Genomic DNA, 15,839 nt, shown 5'->3' with positions numbered 1-15,839 from the left:
TACTCAAGACAGGCTTTATAAATCTAGGTTGAACCAAACGCGCTTTTTCGTGCCGGTGTCATCGGGGATGTCGAAATAATAGGGGTCTGCCTTGCGCGGCCGCGGTTGAGAGACCCTCACCTCGCAACCACCTCCGGTCCAGTTGTCGCCATTATCCTGGATCGGCGTGATGGTAATGCCGTTGCGATCATTCGCATTATGGTCGCCATATTGGCTTTGGAAAACCGATCGATCCCGGCATTGGTTGACCACCTTGGTACATTGGCTCAACTCGGTTCCACCATAGCCATCGTTATCACGCCCATTCGGTGTTGCGGCCGGCGTCATGCCCGCGGGGCAATCCTCATATTCCTGATGACCGGGTTTTCCGGAATTGGCTGCATGGCATATCGGCCAAGAGAAATGCGGCTTCGACATTGCCGTGATCAGTCGCTTCATCGGCGGAACGCAATAAGGGACACCGTGCCACGACGGGGACTGCGATGCGGCACACAGCAAGATCTGGCAGCCCCACTCCGCGTCTTCTGCATAGGTCGGTTGCGACATCGAGGCGAGGCCGGCGATAATGCCGGCGGCGAATGCCATCTGCTTCAAAAGAGCTCCCCTTCCATTCAAGTTCAAAATTCTGCAGACCGGGCCAACGGGGTCCCGATCTCCCGATCTCCGCTCTATCGATCTGTTCTTTTCGGCTTGCTGCGTGCGTCGGCGAAGGGCGGCGAGATCTCGCTTTCCCGTTCGGCAAGCAAATTAAAGTCTGCCGGCGGATGCCGAGAGAGCGTCTTATCCACGGCCTTGCGGCGCCACTCGTTCATATCAAGCACGTAAGTGGCCCACATGCCGTAGCGAGACGCCATGGCGTGGCTCTGAAGTGCCGCATACCGAGAATTGGAGCCGGTTGCCGCTACCCGCGCCCAGCCGACCCGAAGCATCTCCTCCGCAATGTCCCGGCCTCGAACCACGCACCGTCCTTGGGCGACGCCGTCTGCGCCATATCCAACGACACTGCATACCGTTGACCGGTTTCCGACCGTTCGCTTCAGCCACGCCTTCGCCAATGGCCCGCAAGGCACCGGTGACGGAGCCAACTGCTTGGCGCGGTCAACCCATTTTGGATCGAGCGCCCATTGCGGCAGTTCACAGGCATCTATACCCGCGAGGCGCAGTCTGACGCCCCCGCCAAGCCATCCGAACCACAGAGTTCGTCCGTCGATCACCGCGACCCGTCCCTTAAATGTCGGATATTGGACGCCAGAACTCGTATGCAATTTCTCGGCTACCCCAGCATTCGCTATAGGATCGGCAGCCATGACCGGTTGCACGAGTGTCATGCCGACTGCTGCAACGGCAAGGCGTTTGATCATTGCTAATCGCCCTTCGCACGGTGATTGGCCTCGCGGCTTAGAAGTATGGCGGGGTGCTGAACGTCTTTAAATTGCCAAAGGCCAGCTTTCTTTCGCTGGGCCATCTGCTCGGAAACGGAGTATGGCAGATGATATGGCATCCCCCTGTTGTCGAGAGATGCGAAGGCATAACCGCTTGTCACCATCATATTGGCGAGATCGAGCCGCTGCCCTCCGACGTTGGCGTAGCAGACCACATAGGAAAGGCCACCGGACTTCGCGACAGGTGCGCAGACTGGATTGGTGTCCTTGATGAAGGCTGCCAGCATGGCAAGAGATGCATCCCCGCAATCGCGAGCGCGTCCACCCGCGTCCGTGTAGTTCGTCCCGCGCAAGCACGATTGGATCCCGTAGAGGCGAAACCGTTCGCCGTTTGACGTCCAGGTGTCCCCTGTCTCAAGCGTCACGCCTGCAGCGAGATCGAAGTACCCGGCGGGTGCGGCCTGCGCTCCACTTGTCACCAGCATCCCGATCACCAGCGCGGTCGCTCTCATTGGCCTTTGATCCGGGGATCGGCCCACATCCCATAAGAGCCTTTTTGGCCGATTTTTTCTGCCTCAGCCAGGTCGGGGCGATCGAGAGAGCCATCTGCCTTCTTTGCAAGACGAACGGCACCAAGGGACAGCAGCTGCTCTTCGAGCATATCGACTGAATCGAGGCTTCCTGGGAAATTATAATAGCCGAAGCAAGTGACGTTCTGAGTGGGCGCATTCTGCTCGCTCAGGAAAGCCCGGCAGAACAGCACTTTCGGATTTTGCAGCATCACCTGCAGCTGACGCTGTGCGAAGTCAGAACAAGCGCCGGCGTAGTCTTCAGACCTGTTGACCATTTCACCTTTGCAAGCCTCGACGCCATACAGACTGAGCACTGTCTTGTCGTCGACACGGAACTCAGTTGGCGAGATGGCCTTGAACCCGGTTGCGCTTGCATAGCCCTTCCTGTCCACGGGCTTCCCACCGCCGTCGTAATACTCGACCACGAGGACCGTCTTTCCGGGCGCAGCAAGCGATCGAATGTAATCCTTGTCGATCCCGGAAGCAGAAAGCGCCGGAGACGCGACCGCTGAACTCACGATCCCCGCTCCCACAAACCGCATCAATCTCGCAAACGACATCATATTGATTCCGTCTTTCATTCACAAAAATGACTTTACACCGATTCAAAACCCTGTAAGCCTGCACCAAATCGGTAACATATTTGAACCAGCCTAATTGCTTTTTGCGGCGACCACAACAGCGTTTGTGAGACGGGGACAATGCTATCAGTGGGTAAAACTCATCGGGGCAGCGGTGCAAGGGTGATCGTGATCGCCTCTGTGGCGATACTGGAAAGCCTCCACCCCTCTATCGCGCAAGAAGTCGCAAAAACTTGGATAACTTCTGATATTTCGGCGGAAGATAGCGGCTCTGCGCACGGAGACCTGGCGCACAACTTCACCGAACGATGGCTCGGAAACACGGGGCCTGGAGCAGAATTCACGATCGGCTCCGATGGCGTCGCCAAGGAAAGCGAGCCAAGCGAAGCGGTACGTATCAACACAGATAATCAGAATCATTTTGATGCACATTTTGATGACACGCGAACACAAACAGCAGCCATCGACGCACCGACAGATCCAGATATATCGCACCAAATTGATTCTACAAATGAGTTAGTATCGACAGATTTTGCCGGCCAAGAGGTCAGCGTGGCAAGATGCGGCCCCTCGCCTCTGGATCCAGAGGCTGTTCGATCGCTCGTCGCAACAACCGCTAAAGCCCAGGGGGTCGATGAAACGTTTGCTGTCGCGATCGCATGGGCAGAGAGCGATTTCGACCGGTCACGCAATTCATCCAGAGGTGCGCGAGGACCGATGCAGCTCATGCCCGCAACGGCAAGGCGGTTCGGCGTGACCGACGTCTGCGACCCAGCGCAGAATATCGCGGGCGGCATCAGGTATCTGCGGGTTCTTCTCGACCAATTCAAAAATCCCCTGCTGGTGGCTGCCGCTTACAACAGCGGCGAACAGCGCATCTATGAGTATGGCGGTGTTCCCCCCTTTGCCGAGACGGTCGGCTACGTCGCCAAGGTCGTGCATTTCCAGATGGGCCTGCCAATGCCGGCCCGAGGTCGGAAGGCGCCGTCAAGCAACAGCAATGTTCCGGCCCCGCTCATCACCAGCAGCACAGGTGTCATTGCCGTCAGAAAGACCGCCGGGTTCGTCGGCGGCGTCATGCATTTTTAAAGGAGAGAGAAATGGACAAACTGATTTCGGGTCGAAAGGGCCAGGTGCTCAAGACCGCAGTCGTTATTGGCACGCTCGCAGCCCTTCAGATCGCTGGAGCGGATTTTGCCGCGGCGGCGACCGGCGACGCAAGCGGTGCCTTTGCTCCGCTTCAAACGGCCGTTCAGATGATCGTCGACTTCATCACCGGTCCGTTTGGGCGTTTGCTGGCGATCATTGCTGTGATCAGCCTCGGATTTCTTGCGTTCGCTGGCCGGCTCTCATGGTTTGCAGCCGGCGGCATCATCCTCGGCATAGGTCTCGTATTCGGTGCGCCGACGATCGTGGACGAAATGATCTCCTCGGTTAGCGGCTGATGAGCGAGTTTTCGGACGAGAAGCCCGCGATGACGCCACTGGTGATCGGTCTCACCCGGTCACCCACCCTATGGGGCGTCCCGTATATGGCGGTGGTGCTGATCATCGGCGCCACGATCATCGGCTGGCTGGCGACGAACAGTATGCTGGCCCTGCTGACCGCGCCGATTGCCTACGTGTTTCTATTCTCGCTCTGCACCTGGGACGCCAAAATCCTCGAAGTCCTTCAGGTCACGTCGCGCAAGACACCCCGCACCCGCAATAAGCGCTTCTGGGGCACAAACTCCTACGGACCCTGATCATGTTGAATGTCGTCAAGGAAGAACTGGGGTTCGGAAAGCAGGCTGCGAATGAGCGGCCGATGGCGGTCCATATCCCTTATCTCCGCCACGTTGCCGATACCATCGTGGGGCTTGAAAACGGCTCTCTTGTCAGCGTTATCAGGCTGGACGGGCTGTTTTTCCAGACAGAAGATCAAGCCGAGCTCAACATGCGATCCGTGGTCCAGAACACCATGATCCGCGCACTCGGTTCAAGCCGTTACTCGCTCTGGTCGACCGTCATCCGCAGAGAGGTCGATCCGATCATTGGCGGCGAGTTTGCCGAGCCCTTCTGCGACATACTGAATTCCAGATATATGGAGCAATTACGCCGCAAGCGCATGTTCACCAACGAGATCTACCTGACCATTGTCCGGTCGGGCATGCGTGGTGCCCTCGGCATCAGCGACAGCCTGAAACGTCTGCTCGAGCGCGCCAACAAGGAAGGCAGAGCACAGGCGGCCCGGGAAGATATCACCGAGCTCGAAGAGCTTGTCGGAAACGTGGTGCGCGACCTCCACAAGTACGGTGCCCGCCCACTCGGCATCGCCTATCGCGGCCATAGCGATCTCCACGCAACCGATGATGACCTGCCGGAGGGTGAGCCATATTCAGAGCCTTGCGAGTTCTTCAACGCCATCCTGACAGGCGGATTATCCCGCAAGATGCGCCTACCCCGTATGGCGATACGCAATTATGTCGGCACCTCACGTCTCCATTTCTCAAAGCGTACGATGCAGGCTCAGGCGGCTGTAGACGAGGAAACACGGTATGGCGCGCTCCTCTCCATCAAGGAATATCCGCCGTTTACGGGTCCCGGCATGCTCGACGGGCTTTTGCAGGTGAACCATGAGTTCATTCTGACCCAGTCCTTCACCATCGCCGACAAGCCGATCGCTCAAGAGCGGATCAGCCGCCTGCAACGACAGATCCGCGCCTCAGACGAGGCCGGCAGTTCTGTCGAGCAGGATATCGATTTCGCGCTGAACAGCCTCATGAATCAGGAGGCCGTGTTCGGATTTCATCATCTGACGCTGCTGTGCCTATCGCGCGATCTCGACGGGATCAGCCGCACCGTTTCCGAGCTTGGCGCCTGCCTGACGGACATGAATATCAACTGGCTGCGGGAAGATCTCAATCTCGAGGCCGGTTTTTGGGCGCAGCTGCCGGGCAATCATTCCTACATCTCGCGCAAAGCAATGCTGTCGAGCGCAAACTTTTCCGGCCTGTCGTCCATGCACAATTTCGCATCTGGACAGGCCGACCGCACTCATTGGGGCGTGCCGATCACGCTCCTGGAGACGACATCCCAGACCCCCTATTCGTTCAACTTCCATCGCCGGGACATCGGCCATTTCCTGGTCACAGGCCCAACCGGATCTGGCAAGACCGTCGCGTTGACCTTCCTCCTTGCGCAGGCGCGCCGCGTCTCTCCAGCACCGAGGGCCGTCTTCTTCGACAAAGATCGCGGCGCCGAGATCTTCGTTCGCGCCATTGGTGGCTCTTATGAAGTTCTGTCGCCAGGTACGCCGACGGGCTTCAATCCGCTGCAGCTCGACAACACCGGACCTAATCGCGAGTTTCTGGTGCGGCTCCTCAAAGCCATGCTTGGCAGCGATAGGCGCGACTTCACCCAGGAGGACGAGGATACCCTTGAGCGGGCGATCGTTCGGCTGATGCAAGAGCCGGTCGCCGAGCGCAACCTACCGAACTTGGCGGGTCTGCTGGTCGGTCGCTCACGGGCCGATGCAAACGACCTCCATTCCCGGTTACGCCCTTGGATCGATGGCGAGAAGGCGTGGCTGTTCAACGCGCCTCACGACGTCCTGTCGTTTTCCGGCAGGTCGGTCTTCGGCTTCGACATGACCAATATTCTCGGGAATGACGAGCTTCGAACACCGGCCCTGATGTATCTCTACCATCGCCTTGATGAGTTGCTGGACGGCAATCCCGTGATGTTTTTCATGGACGAGGGATGGCAGTTGCTGATGGACGAGACCTTCAGCGCCTTCATCGTCGATAAGATGAAGACCATCCGAAAGCTGAACGGCATTGTCGGTTTCGGCACCCAGTCGGCCGCCGACATTGCCAAGGCAAAGGCCTCCCATACCCTGATCGAGCAGTCCTCGACCAACATCCACTTTCCGAACCCCCGCGCGGATGAGGAGAGCTACATCAAGCGGTTCGGCCTTACCGTCAAGGAATTCAGCTTCATCAAGAACACGCCGCCGGAAAAGCGGACCTTCCTCATCAAACACGGCAACGATTCCGTCATCGCCCGGCTCGACCTCTCCGCAATGCCGGATCTCGTCAAAGTGCTGTCGGGCCGCAAGGAGACGATCGAAGAATGTGCGGCCCTGCGTGCCGAGCACGGGGATGAGCCGGAAAACTGGCTGGCCAAGTTCTGCGGCTGGGAGCCGGCCCAATGAGGAGGACCCCGACTTTCTGGCTTGTTGCTGCCTCTTTGTCAGTTTGCCTTCCGGCTCCGGCATTTTCCCAAGTGCCGGTTAAAGACGACAATCTCACCAATTCGGACGACGAGCGTGACACGGCGACCTCCGAGATCAAGAAGACGGACAGCGATCGGTTCACCATCTCGAAAAGCGTCACCTGCTCGATGTATCGGCCAGGCCGCAGCGGCGACGCAGCCTCGGCGGCAGAAGCGAACCCGGAGATCGTTGGGCTCGTGAAGCGCGTGGCCCAGGAAGAAGGCGTCGACGAGCAACTGTTCATGGCGCTGGTCTACCAGGAGAGCCGGTTTAATCCCTGCGCGCGCTCACCAGTCGGGGCGATCGGCCTATCGCAACTGATGCCGGGCACTGCCTCCGGCCTTGGCGTCGATCCGCATAACATCGAACAAAACCTCCGGGGTGGAGCGCGCTATCTCAAGCAGCAGCTTCGCCGCTTCAACGGCGACACCAATCTCGCGCTTGCCGCCTACAATTCCGGCCCCGGCAACGTGCAGAAGTATGGTGGCATCCCTCCTTTCAAGGAGACGCAAGGCTATGTCGCCAACATTACGCAGAAATGGTTGCCGGCCTTCGGCGGATCCGATGTGGCCAACATTCCGGTCAATTATGGCGGCGGATCTTCCTCCTATACCGGTATGCGGGATGCCACGATCAACTCGATGGCAACGACGCAAGCCGTCAGCGAAAGTAGCGGCAATGTCTCCTCCTGGCTCCAGCAGCTCGGCCAAATGCAAAGCGGCACCATACAGGACAGCTGGGATCACAATTCCGGCGCGCGCAACGCCAATCTCGAAATGATGAACCAGGTCATTCGCCTCGGCAACACGATGGCCGAACTGATGAACACGAGAAACTCCGTCAACCTCAGCGCATTGTCGGGATCCTCCCAATCGAGCGACGTCAAGACTGGCGATGGCAGCGATCAGCCCCGCCAGACCACAGGCCTGTGCGATCCCCGAGAGGGACTTGAATGGAGCGAGGTTGAGAAAGCCTGCGTTCAGAAGCGCGATAGCACCGCTGATGTCGGCCTATTGTTAACCCCTCAATGAGGAATGTTCCCATGAGAAAGCTGCTTGCAGCATGCGCGTTTCTAGGTCTGGCGCCGGGGGCCTTTGCCCAGGTTCCGACGATCGACAAAGCCAACCTGAAGGTTGCCGAGGAAACATCCAAGACCACCGACGAGATCCTCGACACCAATAAGAACGTGCTGAAGACGGTAGAGGAAACCTTGAAGGCCGTCACCGGCGACCGCGGGAGCGATGCCAACCAGATGCAGAACCTCGCGGTCGGCAATGGTTTCAGCGTGTCCTCGATGCCTTCTTTCGACAGCCTGATGAGCGGCGGTGTCCCGAACTTTGGCAACATGGGCGGCGACGTCGGCAAGATCGCGACAACCTTCATCAACGGCTTGCAGCTGGTCAAAAATCTCTCCGGGAAGGCTGACAGCGCGTTCTCCGGCGACAAATCCTACGAGGACATGGTCAACACGGTCCTCGGCGTCGCAGCACTCGTGACCGGATCGCAGCAGGCAGTCCAAACCCGCAGAACCTCCTTCGAACAGGCGGGACAGAACATCGGCCAGGCCAAGGACATCAAGGGCTCTATCGATCAGAACACCCAGCTGCAGGTCCAGTCGGGTCTGACGATCAACGAGCTGATCGGTGTGATGAACGGCGCGGTGTCCTCCATGCAGACGGAAAACCAGCGCCACCTGACGGACATCTCCAATACCCAGAAGGCCCTCGATTACGATGACTGATAGCCAATCACTCGCCGTGAAGGCCGTTATCGCAGTGGCGCTGGCCATCAGTCTTGCCGGCTGCGGTACTGCGGCCAAGGAAAAGACCGCGCCCTGCAAGCGGCCGGCCAATCTCACGGCCTATGGGCCGGATCCCCGGCGCGACTGCCCATCGATGACCAGCGTCAACGGAAATCCGTCGCAAGCGCTGGCGGCGATCAACGCGCTGGCGGCTCAATGAAGGCGGCTCTGTAGATGGAAGACTTCCTCGGCAAGCTGCTCGATCGGATCGAAGAGACCGGCACGAACTTTTCGGAGCGGGCATACCAGATCGTGGGCGATCAGGTGTCGCCTTTGCTCAAGGTCATGCTGGTGGCGTTCGTCGCCTATTACGGCCTGCAGCTTGTCATGGGCACCGCTCGTTTGAGCATCGGCGAGATAATCGGACGCGTCGTCCGTATGATGCTGATCGTCGCCTTGGTCAGCAACTGGAGCTACTTCGACACGCTCGTCTATGCCTGGCTGAACAACACGCCTGAGGACGTCGGCCGAGCCATCCTGACCGCAACCGGGACGGGGATCACCGAACCGACAAACGGCCTTTCGATGATCTGGAACACCGCCAACAAGGCTGCCTCGGCCTTCGCTGCCCAGTCGGGATACCTTACCATCCTGCCATCCATGGTCGGCTTTCTCATCATGTTTGCAGTCGGCGTCTTCATTGCCGTAGCACTTGCAATTCTGCTCCTTGCGAAAGTGATGATGTGGGTTTTGGTCGGCACAGCACCGATCTTCATTTCATGTCTGTTGTTTCAGCCGACGCGGCAAATCGGCATGGCCTGGTTTCAGCAAGTCCTGATGTATGCCCTCATTCCGATGTTCGTTTACGTCGTGGCGGCCTTTCTCATTTCCGCCATGGATCCCGAGCTGACAAAGGTCGCAAACGCGGCAGATGCCAAGCTCCTCAAGCTGAGCGACGTCTCCGCCTTCATCCTGATCTGTGGTGCCGGCGCTTTTGTCCTCTTCAACATTCAGGTCCTCGCGCAGGGCATTACCGGCGGCGTGGCCGCCGGCATTGGCCATGCCGCCAAGTTGGTCGGCGGAGCTGCGGGTATCGCACTTCCCGCATCAGCAGTTTCGGGCGGCCGTACTGCAGCTGGCAAGGCCGGCACTCTCGGCATGGCGCTTCGGACCCGCACCCACGAGGGAATGAAGGAAAACATCCGCAATGCCAGCGCCGAGGCCATGCAGAACCGCATCAGCAACAACAGCACACCCCGATGATTTCAACGATCGTCGATATTTAAGGGCTAGTTTGAATGGCAGATACCAAGGACGCCGCGCTCCGCAGCTATTTCCAAGATGGGGATCGTTGGGAACAGGAGATCGTCAAGAAAGCGAAGCGGTCCCGGACGTTTGCATGGTTCGTCACCATGATATTCGGGGTTATCACCCTTTTGTCCCTCACGGCGCTTGTCATGCTCGTGCCCCTGAAGAGCTTCGAGCCTTACATCGTCGAGGTCGACCGGAATACGGGCTATATCGAAGTGAAAACCGGCCTCACCCGCCCGGCAAAGCTGACGGATCAGCAAGCAGTCACCCAGGCCAACGTCGTCCGCTACATCCGTTCGCGCGAAGGATATGATCCCTTTGCAATTCAGGAGAACTTTGGCATTGCCGCTCTCCTGTCGACCGGGGACGCAGCGCGAGAGCTTCAGGAGCTTTATAGTGCCGCAAATTCACAAAACCCTGCACGCGTGTTGGGCAAGAACAAGCGCGTCACCGTCGACGTGAAGTCGGTTACTTTCTCCAATGCCAGCACCGCGCTCGTTCGTTTCTCCACCACCGAGAAATCAGATACCGACGCCGTCACCCGGCATTTCATCTCTGTCGTGCGATATCGATACACCGAAACGCCTGCCACGAACGACTGGCGGTTCGAAAACCCGTTGGGCTTTCAGGTCTATAATTATCGCCGCGATCAGGAAACCGTGGCGCCGGGGGATGCGGGATGATCAGGCGATTTTCGATAGCGGTCGCCGCAATGGCGACATTGATGAGTCTCGCCCATGCCGCACAGGCCCCTCGCCCCGGCAGTCTCGATGCACGCGTCACAAGCGTGGTTTACCAGCCGAACAACGTCGTCAAAGTGTCCGCGACCTATGGCATTTCGACAATGGTCATATTTGACGAGGACGAGAAATTTGAAACGATCTCGCTCGGCGACACCGACAGCTGGCAGGTCGCTCCCTCCGAAAAGGGCAATATCCTGTTCATCAAGCCGATCGCCAAAGGCGTGTCGACCAACATGAACATCGTCACGTCGAAACGAATTTACTTCCTCGAGCTCAACGATTTTGCACCGACCGACGGTAAGGAGGTCTTCGGAATCCGTTTCGTCTATCCGGAGAAGGACCTCAATGCTTCGCTTCGCAAGGAGGCCGAACAGCGAGCCGCCAATCCGAACATGGCCAACATCGACAAGGCCAATGTGAACATCGACTACTCCTTTTCTGGCGATCCGGAGCTGAAGCCGACGATGATTTTCGATGACGGGAAGAAGACGTTCTTTAAGTTTCGGAGCCGTGCGCCGGCGATTTTCGCCGTGCAGTCAGATTTCTCGGAAACGCTCCGGAATTTTCGGAAAGAAGGCGAATACATCGTCGTCGATGGGATGGCGACGCAGTTCACGCTTCGAGATGGCGACCGCTGGACCTGCATCTTCAATCTTCTCAAGCCCGACTTCGGCGCCCCCGATCCCGATATCATGGCGCCCAAACCGGACCCCGACGCAAAAAAGCGTAGAAGGAGCGGCAACTGATGAAGCGCGCACCTGAGCTTGACGCAATGCTGTCCGCTGACGAGACCGATGTCAGCAACAAGAATACCAGGCGCAACCAGACAGCCGGAATGGTGGCCCTGCTCGCAGGCGGTGCTTTCGCTGCCTACCTCGTGCTCGCCACGTCCGGCCAGCGTCCGCACGACAATCCTCAAACTGATGAGGAGTTTCGGACAACGACGTTCCGGCCGCCGTCATTTTTGCGCGATGGACAACAAGAAACACCGCCGCCCGCGCAACCGGTCATCAACCTGCCACCGCCGCCTCCCCCTCCTCCGGTCGAACAGAAGGCCGACACGACGACCTTTGACGTTCCACCGCCTCCGGAGGTCGTTCAGCCCCCGCCTGAGGCCGCAGCGCCGGAAGAGGAATTTCCAAAGCGCTTCCGTTCCAAGTTGCTCACCATGGACAACAATCGAAACCCTGCAGGCGCAGGAAGCCTCGATGGGACCGGCGCGTCAACTGCGACGGTTGCCGGCGAGGACCGCAATAGCCAGTACCTCTCGGCTGCGAGCGGGCTCGGCGACCGAAGTGCCAAGGCCCGCAAGATCGAGCGGATCGACGCGATGATTCCGGAGGGAACGTTGATCGCCGGCATCCTGGAGACCGCAATCGTCAGCGACCTCCCCGGACAGATCCGCGCGATCACATCGCAGGACGTCTATTCCTTCGACGGTCGGCGCGTCCTGATCCCAACCGGCACGCGTCTGATCGGCGAATATCAGTCGGAAGTTACGCGCGGGCAAAAGCGTATCTTCGTTGTCTGGACCCGCCTCATTCGCGATGACGGCGTGACGATCCGCCTGAATTCGATTGGCGCCGACAGCCTCGGTCGGTCGGGATTGACCGGGCATGTCGACAATAAATTCCGCGAGCGCTTCGGCGCATCCATCCTCTTGTCGATCGTCGGAGGTGGCGCAAGCTACCTCAGCGGCTACGGTAGCGATTCTTCCGGCTCGTCGAACAGCTCCAATTCAGACCGCGCTTCAGAACTGGCTCGGGAGACGATAGCCCGGACCTTCAGCGACATGGCCAACACCGTGCTTTCGGAGAACCTCAAAATTCCCCCGACGATCAGCGTGCCCCAAGGGGAGCGCATTTTCATCTTCGTCCGCCAGGACCTGGATTTCAGCGCGATGTATGACGACCCGGTCACCGAAGCGATGAAGGAGATCAAGCGTGAACGCAGCGGCAGGTAAAGTGGCGGCCGCGCCGCGAAACCCACACTATTTTCTCGATCGCGCGCTCGAACCGTTGCAGCGTTTTCTGGACGACCCCCGCGTGGTCGAGATCGCCGTCAACAAGCCGGGTCACGTTTATGTCGAGCGGTTCGGCGCGGATCACATGGAGCACCATAGGGTGAACGCGCTGACCGCCGAGGAAATCCAGAATATCGGCGAGCGGGTCGCGGCGGCCACCAGCCAGTTCATCAGCCGTGCCGAGCCAATCCTAAGCGCTGCTTTGCCCACTGGGGAGCGAATCCAGATTGTGCTCCCGCCGGCCTCCGCCGATGGCGGATCGATCTCGATCCGAAAGCAAGTGGTGAACAACTTCACATTGGAGGAATATCGCGACAATGGCTCCCTGGATAAGGTCTCGGTAGCTGTAGGGGGCTTAAGTGATGTCGATCGTGAGCTTATCGCCTATCTCCGTGCCGGCCGAATCTATGACTTCATCCAAACCGCCATCGTCAAACGCGTGTCGATCCTCATCAGCGGTGGCACCTCCTCAGGCAAGACAACATTCCTGAATGCTTGCCTCAAGAGCATCGATCGGCACGAGCGCATCCTGACGCTCGAAGATACGCGGGAGCTGTTTCCGAGCCAAGAAAACACTGTGCATCTCATTGCCTCCAAGGGTGACCAAGGCACCGCCAATGTCACGATCCAGAAGCTCCTCGAGTCTGCTCTGCGCATGCGGCCCGACCGACTGTTCGTCGGTGAGATCCGTGGCAGCGAAGCCTTCTCGTTTCTTCGTGCCATCAACACGGGGCACCCAGGCAGCATGTCGACCGTTCACGCCGACACCCCAATGGGGGCGTACGAGCAGCTGGCGATGATGATGCAGCAGTCCGGCCTCTCAGCCGGCTTTTTCAAGCAAGATCTCATGTCGTATATCCAGATGGTTATTCCGATCGTCATCCAGCTACGGCGGGAAGGTGGAACGCGCGGGGTCTCCGAAATCTATTTCGCGCGAGACGAGTCATGACCAAAGGGCTTGCCGCCTTCTACCTTATCTTTTGCCTGACGATTGCCTTTGCTGTCTGGATGCTCTGCTACGGCCTCGGCCTGCAGCTATTCTTCAAAGACGGCCGGATCTTGAAGACGACCCTCACGAGCAACCCTTTCGCACCGGTTCAGCAGTTTTGGACCTACAGCTCAAGCCCCGCCTTGCAGAAGGTCGCCCTTGGTTCGATTGTTCCTTCTTTACTCATCGCGGGTGTCGTAGCCTATATCGGGCTAAAGCCTGCCAGCAATCCTCTGGGTGACGCCTCGTTTCAGGACACAGCCACCCTGCGGCGTGGGAAGTGGTTTCGAAAACAGGGCCACATCTTCGGCCGCGTCGGCGGGAATGTCTTGCGGGCGAGCGATGATCGTCACCATCTCATCATCGGCCCGACCCGATCCGGCAAGGGAGCCGGCTATGTCATTCCCAACGCGTTGATGCATTCAGGTTCGATGATTGTCACCGATCTCAAGGGCGAGGTATTTCGGGCGACCGCAGGGTTCCGGAAGCACAGCGGCAGTCAGGTCTTCCTGTTCGCACCTGGCTCCGAGAAGACCAATCGATATAATCCCTTGGATTTTGTTCGCGCCGAGCGGGGCAATCGCACGACCGATATCCAAAACATCGCGAGCATTCTGGTGCCGGAGACGGCGGGCTCCGATAACTCGGTCTGGCAGGCGACCGCTCAGCAGGTGATGGCCGGCGCCATCAGCTACATCCTCGAAAGTCCCTTTTATAAGGATCGCCGCAATCTTGGCGAGATCAACTCCTTCTTCAATAGCGGGGTCGACCTCCAGGCACTGATGAAGCTGATCAAGGAGCGAGAACCTTACCTGTCGAAGTTCACGCTCGAGAGCTTCAATTCTTATCTGGCTTTATCCGAGCGGGCGGCCGCCTCTGCCTTGCTCGATATTCAAAAAGCCATGAGGCCTTTCAAGAATGAGCGCATTGTTGCGGCGACCAATGTGACAGATATGGACCTTCGCGCCATGAAGCGGCGGCCGATAACCATCTATCTGGCCCCGAACATCACGGACATCACGCTGCTTCGCCCGCTTCTCACGCTGTTCGTACAGCAGGTCATGGACATCCTGACCCTCGAACATGATCCCGATGCCCTCCCCGTCTTCTTCCTCCTCGATGAGTTTCGGCAGCTGAAGCGGATGGACGAAATCGTGACGAAGCTGCCCTATGTTGCCGGGTACAAGATCAAGCTGGCGTTCATCATCCAGGACCTGAAAAATCTCGACGAGATCTATGGTGAAACGTCCCGGCATTCGCTTCTTGGCAATTGCGGCTACCAGCTGGTGCTCGGCGCCAACGACCAGGCAACCGCCGAATATGCGTCACGCGCCCTTGGCAAACGGACAATCCGCTATCAGTCCGAGTCCCGGACCATCGAACTGCTTGGCCTGCCTCGCCGCACGAAGGTGGAGCAGATCCGCGAGCGGGATCTTATGATGCCTCAGGAAGTCCGGCAGATGCCCGAGAGCAAGATGATCCTTCTCGTGGAGGGGCAGCGTCCGATCTTTGCCGACAAGTTGCGGTTTTTCAACACGCAGCCGTTCAAGCAGGCGGAGGCATATGCGCAGGCTCACATCCCGTCAGTCCCTGAGATCGAGTATCTGCCATCGGCTGCCGTCCCGGCAACCACGCCAGAATATGAGCGAGCTCGCCGGATCGCTGAAAAAGAGGCACACGAGCCTGATCCGAAACAAACCGAGATACAATCGGCTGTGGAGGCACCAACAGCGTCTGTCGCCAGCCTCAATTCGGAGGCCGGTGCCAGGCGCGTTGTGAATAGTGCCGCAATCGCACGGGTTGGTGCAGCAGTGCCGTCCAGAGCCACGGAAGATCGGGAACGGCTGAAGGAACTTGAGGATGAACATTCCGCCGCAGCCGACCGATTGAAGGAAATCGTCGAGAAAAACGCAACCGGCAAATCGCCGGCCAAACGGAAAAGCGTTATGGACGTCTTCCTGGCAACCGTTCCAGATCCAGAACCGGCGCCAGTCCCAAAAGGGACCTAACCCGGCCCAAGCGGGAGGATCTGCGGAAGGTCAAAATGGCCAGAAGCTTATCAGGTAGTTCGCCGATTGGACCATCCAAGCCGCAGCAGCGTGATACCATCCAATGACTGTCGTATAGGCATAGGAAATTACCGCCAAACCTGCAATCAGCACCATTCCAGCGAATATGAGCTTGCCTGCTGCTGCGTCGGCCTTTGAATTGTCAGTTTGGACAACGAATTTATTCTCAAACATG

At 58.3% G+C, this 15,839-nt stretch carries 18 protein-coding genes; 13 read left to right on the top strand and 5 right to left on the bottom strand.

Features of this window, described 5'->3' with window-relative positions:
• Window positions 1–15: 15 nt before the first annotated feature.
• The 4 genes from AC2GXZ_RS21750 to AC2GXZ_RS21735 form a co-directional block, all read right to left on the bottom strand.
• The gene (locus AC2GXZ_RS21750; protein ID WP_483761306.1) at window positions 16–585 is read right to left on the bottom strand and encodes a hypothetical protein; all 570 of its coding nucleotides are present in this window, start codon (window positions 583–585) and stop codon (window positions 16–18) included.
• Between the two features lie 83 nt (window positions 586–668).
• Window positions 669–1,358 (bottom strand): thermonuclease family protein, encoded by a 690-nt coding sequence (locus tag AC2GXZ_RS21745; RefSeq protein WP_483761616.1) that lies wholly within the window; start codon window positions 1,356–1,358, stop codon window positions 669–671.
• 5 nt (window positions 1,359–1,363) lie between these two features.
• Entirely contained in the window at window positions 1,364–1,894 is a 531-nt protein-coding gene (locus tag AC2GXZ_RS21740; RefSeq protein WP_483761305.1) for a thermonuclease family protein, read from the bottom strand.
• Complete coding sequence (locus tag AC2GXZ_RS21735; RefSeq protein ID WP_483761615.1) at window positions 1,891–2,496, bottom strand: hypothetical protein; 606 nt, start codon at window positions 2,494–2,496, stop codon at window positions 1,891–1,893. Before AC2GXZ_RS21735 ends, AC2GXZ_RS21740 begins: the two co-directional genes overlap by 4 nt.
• Before the next feature lie 201 nt (window positions 2,497–2,697).
• Here AC2GXZ_RS21735 and AC2GXZ_RS21730 point away from each other — a divergent pair, with 201 nt between their 5' ends.
• From AC2GXZ_RS21730 to AC2GXZ_RS21670, 13 genes are read left to right on the top strand one after another with little or no spacing between them, the layout of a single operon-like run.
• Window positions 2,698–3,624 carry a lytic transglycosylase domain-containing protein gene (locus AC2GXZ_RS21730; protein ID WP_483761304.1) on the top strand — a complete coding sequence of 309 codons (927 nt, stop codon included), beginning with the start codon at window positions 2,698–2,700 and terminating at the stop codon, window positions 3,622–3,624.
• An 11-nt stretch (window positions 3,625–3,635) separates the two neighbouring features.
• The gene (locus tag AC2GXZ_RS21725; RefSeq protein ID WP_483761303.1) at window positions 3,636–3,980 is read left to right on the top strand and encodes a TrbC/VirB2 family type IV secretion system protein; all 345 of its coding nucleotides are present in this window, start codon (window positions 3,636–3,638) and stop codon (window positions 3,978–3,980) included.
• Window positions 3,980–4,279: a VirB3 family type IV secretion system protein gene (locus AC2GXZ_RS21720; RefSeq protein ID WP_483761302.1), complete on the top strand. Its 300-nt coding sequence runs from the start codon at window positions 3,980–3,982 to the stop codon at window positions 4,277–4,279. Before AC2GXZ_RS21725 ends, AC2GXZ_RS21720 begins: the two co-directional genes overlap by 1 nt.
• A gap of 2 nt (window positions 4,280–4,281) precedes the next feature.
• Entirely contained in the window at window positions 4,282–6,729 is a 2,448-nt protein-coding gene (locus tag AC2GXZ_RS21715; RefSeq protein ID WP_483761301.1) for a VirB4 family type IV secretion/conjugal transfer ATPase, read from the top strand.
• Complete coding sequence (locus AC2GXZ_RS21710) at window positions 6,726–7,820, top strand: lytic transglycosylase domain-containing protein (protein ID WP_483761300.1); 1,095 nt, start codon at window positions 6,726–6,728, stop codon at window positions 7,818–7,820. The genes AC2GXZ_RS21715 and AC2GXZ_RS21710 overlap by 4 nt, the downstream gene beginning before the upstream one ends.
• 11 nt (window positions 7,821–7,831) lie before the next feature.
• Window positions 7,832–8,530, top strand: a complete 699-nt coding sequence (locus AC2GXZ_RS21705; protein WP_483761299.1) for a type IV secretion system protein — start codon at window positions 7,832–7,834, stop codon at window positions 8,528–8,530.
• Window positions 8,523–8,750 carry a hypothetical protein gene (locus tag AC2GXZ_RS21700; protein ID WP_483761298.1) on the top strand — a complete coding sequence of 76 codons (228 nt, stop codon included), beginning with the start codon at window positions 8,523–8,525 and terminating at the stop codon, window positions 8,748–8,750. The genes AC2GXZ_RS21705 and AC2GXZ_RS21700 overlap by 8 nt, the downstream gene beginning before the upstream one ends.
• Before the next feature lie 14 nt (window positions 8,751–8,764).
• Window positions 8,765–9,793, top strand: a complete 1,029-nt coding sequence (locus AC2GXZ_RS21695; RefSeq protein ID WP_483761297.1) for a TrbL/VirB6 family protein — start codon at window positions 8,765–8,767, stop codon at window positions 9,791–9,793.
• A gap of 35 nt (window positions 9,794–9,828) precedes the next feature.
• Window positions 9,829–10,524 carry a VirB8 family type IV secretion system protein gene (locus AC2GXZ_RS21690; protein WP_183996165.1) on the top strand — a complete coding sequence of 232 codons (696 nt, stop codon included), beginning with the start codon at window positions 9,829–9,831 and terminating at the stop codon, window positions 10,522–10,524.
• Window positions 10,521–11,330, top strand: coding sequence for a TrbG/VirB9 family P-type conjugative transfer protein (locus AC2GXZ_RS21685; protein ID WP_483761296.1), 810 nt, complete (start codon window positions 10,521–10,523; stop codon window positions 11,328–11,330). The genes AC2GXZ_RS21690 and AC2GXZ_RS21685 overlap by 4 nt, the downstream gene beginning before the upstream one ends.
• Window positions 11,330–12,547 carry a type IV secretion system protein VirB10 gene (virB10, locus tag AC2GXZ_RS21680; protein WP_483761295.1) on the top strand — a complete coding sequence of 406 codons (1,218 nt, stop codon included), beginning with the start codon at window positions 11,330–11,332 and terminating at the stop codon, window positions 12,545–12,547. Before AC2GXZ_RS21685 ends, virB10 begins: the two co-directional genes overlap by 1 nt.
• Window positions 12,528–13,556 carry a P-type DNA transfer ATPase VirB11 gene (gene virB11, locus AC2GXZ_RS21675; RefSeq protein WP_483761294.1) on the top strand — a complete coding sequence of 343 codons (1,029 nt, stop codon included), beginning with the start codon at window positions 12,528–12,530 and terminating at the stop codon, window positions 13,554–13,556. Before virB10 ends, virB11 begins: the two co-directional genes overlap by 20 nt.
• A complete protein-coding gene (locus AC2GXZ_RS21670) occupies window positions 13,553–15,604 on the top strand; it encodes a type IV secretory system conjugative DNA transfer family protein (RefSeq protein ID WP_483761293.1) in 2,052 nt (683 codons plus the stop codon). The genes virB11 and AC2GXZ_RS21670 overlap by 4 nt, the downstream gene beginning before the upstream one ends.
• A 30-nt stretch (window positions 15,605–15,634) precedes the next feature.
• On the opposite strand, the gene AC2GXZ_RS21665 is transcribed toward AC2GXZ_RS21670, so the two are convergent.
• Window positions 15,635–15,838 (bottom strand): hypothetical protein, encoded by a 204-nt coding sequence (locus tag AC2GXZ_RS21665; protein ID WP_483761292.1) that lies wholly within the window; start codon window positions 15,836–15,838, stop codon window positions 15,635–15,637.
• Window position 15,839 lies beyond the last annotated feature (1 nt).

It is taken from the genome of Aliirhizobium sp. YIM B11859 (assembly GCF_057163345.1).
Note: the sequence above shows the minus strand (reverse complement) of the source record. Positions and strands in the feature narration are given on the sequence as shown.

What these genes read in the sequence shown, in the direction of transcription:
- AC2GXZ_RS21750 (WP_483761306.1), bottom strand. Translation starts at nt 585, where the DNA reads ATGGCATTCGCCGCCGGCATTATCGCCGGCCTCGCCTCGATGTCGCAA.
- AC2GXZ_RS21740 (WP_483761305.1), bottom strand. Translation starts at nt 1,894, where the DNA reads ATGAGAGCGACCGCGCTGGTGATCGGGATGCTGGTGACAAGTGGAGCG.
- AC2GXZ_RS21735 (WP_483761615.1), bottom strand. Translation starts at nt 2,496, where the DNA reads ATGCGGTTTGTGGGAGCGGGGATCGTGAGTTCAGCGGTCGCGTCTCCG.
- AC2GXZ_RS21725 (WP_483761303.1), top strand. Translation starts at nt 3,636, where the DNA reads ATGGACAAACTGATTTCGGGTCGAAAGGGCCAGGTGCTCAAGACCGCA.
- AC2GXZ_RS21720 (WP_483761302.1), top strand. Translation starts at nt 3,980, where the DNA reads ATGAGCGAGTTTTCGGACGAGAAGCCCGCGATGACGCCACTGGTGATC.
- AC2GXZ_RS21715 (WP_483761301.1), top strand. Translation starts at nt 4,282, where the DNA reads ATGTTGAATGTCGTCAAGGAAGAACTGGGGTTCGGAAAGCAGGCTGCG.
- AC2GXZ_RS21710 (WP_483761300.1), top strand. Translation starts at nt 6,726, where the DNA reads ATGAGGAGGACCCCGACTTTCTGGCTTGTTGCTGCCTCTTTGTCAGTT.
- AC2GXZ_RS21705 (WP_483761299.1), top strand. Translation starts at nt 7,832, where the DNA reads ATGAGAAAGCTGCTTGCAGCATGCGCGTTTCTAGGTCTGGCGCCGGGG.
- AC2GXZ_RS21700 (WP_483761298.1), top strand. Translation starts at nt 8,523, where the DNA reads ATGACTGATAGCCAATCACTCGCCGTGAAGGCCGTTATCGCAGTGGCG.
- AC2GXZ_RS21695 (WP_483761297.1), top strand. Translation starts at nt 8,765, where the DNA reads ATGGAAGACTTCCTCGGCAAGCTGCTCGATCGGATCGAAGAGACCGGC.
- AC2GXZ_RS21690 (WP_183996165.1), top strand. Translation starts at nt 9,829, where the DNA reads ATGGCAGATACCAAGGACGCCGCGCTCCGCAGCTATTTCCAAGATGGG.
- AC2GXZ_RS21685 (WP_483761296.1), top strand. Translation starts at nt 10,521, where the DNA reads ATGATCAGGCGATTTTCGATAGCGGTCGCCGCAATGGCGACATTGATG.
- virB10 (WP_483761295.1), top strand. Translation starts at nt 11,330, where the DNA reads ATGAAGCGCGCACCTGAGCTTGACGCAATGCTGTCCGCTGACGAGACC.
- AC2GXZ_RS21670 (WP_483761293.1), top strand. Translation starts at nt 13,553, where the DNA reads ATGACCAAAGGGCTTGCCGCCTTCTACCTTATCTTTTGCCTGACGATT.
- AC2GXZ_RS21665 (WP_483761292.1), bottom strand. Translation starts at nt 15,838, where the DNA reads ATGTTTGAGAATAAATTCGTTGTCCAAACTGACAATTCAAAGGCCGAC.